Annotated in this window: 1 protein-coding gene and 3 pseudogenes; all 4 read right to left on the reverse strand. The window is 38.8% G+C overall.

Annotation, left to right across the window (positions count from 1 at the left end; genetic code table 11):
- Nucleotides 1-460: pseudogene (locus tag DYY66_RS14795) on the reverse strand (CoA-binding protein); the annotation flags it as partial.
- A 1-nt stretch (nt 461) separates the two neighbouring features.
- Nucleotides 462-1,324: pseudogene (locus tag DYY66_RS14800) on the reverse strand (acetate--CoA ligase family protein); the annotation flags it as partial.
- Nucleotides 1,325-1,391: 67 nt separating this feature from the next.
- Nucleotides 1,392-1,622 carry a reverse transcriptase-like protein gene (locus DYY66_RS08710; protein WP_394352621.1) on the reverse strand — a complete coding sequence of 77 codons (231 nt, stop codon included), beginning with the start codon at nt 1,620-1,622 and terminating at the stop codon, nt 1,392-1,394.
- A gap of 63 nt (nt 1,623-1,685) precedes the next feature.
- Nucleotides 1,686-1,940 (reverse strand): annotated as a pseudogene (locus DYY66_RS08715) (ribonuclease HI); the annotation flags it as partial.
- Nucleotides 1,941-2,007 lie beyond the last annotated feature (67 nt).

The raw sequence follows: 2,007 nt of genomic DNA on the forward strand, positions 1-2,007 counted from the left end.
CTTGCAAGAATTGTTTTGTTGTATTTCTTTGATGAATTCACAACTACTTCTGCAAGTTTATTGTAATCAAGTGTAGCAGACGGTGTACACATTGTTATGACAGAGCCAGTATTTGGATGAGCAAGTACTAGATTTAACACGTGATCAAATCTGTTAAAATCAGCATCACCTACAATGTCAACTGGATTTCTAGAAGTTCCCCAGGGAGGAATTACTGCATTTATCTGTGGTCGGATGTCTTCTATATTTGCCATCTTTATTCCAATTCTGGAACATGCATCAGTAGAGATTATTGCAGGTCCACCGGCATTTGATACAATGACCAGATCTCCCTCGGAAGGCAGTGGTTGTTTTGAAAATGCAGTTGCATAATCAAACAATTCTTCCATGGTGTCAACCCTGATTGCGCCTGACTGTGTCAGCAATGCATCATAGATTTCATCAGAGCCCATGAGTGCGCNAACAACTCTTCCATGGTGTCAACCCGGATTGCGCCTGATTGTATTAGCAATGCATCATAGATTTCATCAGAGCCCATGAGTGCACCAGTGTGAGACATGGCTGCCTTGGCACCCTCGGGACTTCGACCAGATTTTAGCACCAGTACAGGTTTTTTTATTTTATTTAATCTTGTAATTTGTTTGCATATTTTCAAAAATTCTCGTCCATTAGTCATATCTTCAAGATACATGACAATGACCTTTGTCTGCTCGTGTTCTGCAAGCATTTTTAGAATGTCAACTTCGTTTAGATCTACTTTGTTTCCCATGCTGATTACAGAAGAAAATCCTATTCCTTGAGCACTTGCGTCTTCAACCAATGCTGCACAGATAGCTCCGCTTTGTGATACAAGCGCAATACCACCAGATTTTGGAGTCACTTTGAGAAAAGTTGAATTCATCATTGTCTGTGGTGCCAAGTTCATCACACCAAGACAGTTTGGTCCTATGATCTTGATGTTATACTGCTTGGCAATTTCTGCAAGTTTTCGTTCAAGCTTTGCACCTTCTTCATTGACTTCTTTGAATCCAGCTGTTATGACAATTGCTCCCTTGATTCTTTTTTTGCCGCACTCTTCGAGCACTGCTGGAACAACATCATTTTTTGTAACTACAACTGCAAGATCTATCTCCTCTGGAACATCAAGAACTGATTTGTATGCTTTTTTATCAAATACAGTTTCTCTTGTAGGACTGATTGGAAGTATCTTTCCAGTATACCCCTTTAGTATGTTAGATGTAATGGCACGTCCCACACTTCCTTCTTTATCAGAAGCGCCTATTATTGCAATAGATTTTGGAGACAGGAAAATAGATTCGCTCATTTTAACGAGATGGACTCAAATGTATTTGTATAATAAGTTTATCCAAGAAAAGCACCTGTCCCAAACATTAACTGCCAAGCATCTTTCCAGCAAGGTTCTGGTTTCGTGGTATCCAGTTTATCTTTAGGTTTGGAAACTTGGCTATCAAATCCCATGTCTCTCTTGCAAGAGTTCGCAACTGATCATTATTGATGGCAAACTCGTGGTTTAATTGGGAAACTGTATTTTTTGAATCGCTGTAGATTATGATTTCATCGGTAGTGCCTGAGAATTTTTTCAGGGCAGAAATTATTGCCATGTACTCGGCTTGGTTATTTGTGATGTTTGGCTCTTTTTTGTAAAACGACTCTCCTGTTTCCTNGTTTCTTAACTGATCATTGTTAATAGCAAACTCGTGGTTTAATTGTGAAACTGTATTTTTTGAATCGCTATAGATTATAATTTCGTCTGTAGTACCTGAGAATTTTTTCAGGGCAGAGATTATGGCCATGTACTCGGCTTGGTTATTTGTTATGTTTGGCTCTTTTTTGTAAAATGACTCTCCTGTTTCCTTGACAAAAAAGCCAAATCCTGAATTTGGACCACCTGAGCCGTCAACAAATATGCTAAGGACCATCTTTGTACAACTTCATTAGTTTCACACTCAAATTTACAGTTATCATATAGATTGCAGTTGAGATTGA

It is taken from the genome of Candidatus Nitrosotalea sp. FS (genome assembly GCF_011319475.1).
Taxonomy (GTDB): Archaea; Thermoproteota; Nitrososphaeria; order Nitrososphaerales; family Nitrosopumilaceae; genus Nitrosotalea.

Bases quoted from the DNA above. Each gene is read 5' to 3' on its own strand.
- DYY66_RS08710 (WP_394352621.1), bottom strand. From the start codon at position 1,622: ATGGCAATAATTTCTGCCCTGAAAAAATTCTCAGGCACTACCGATGAA.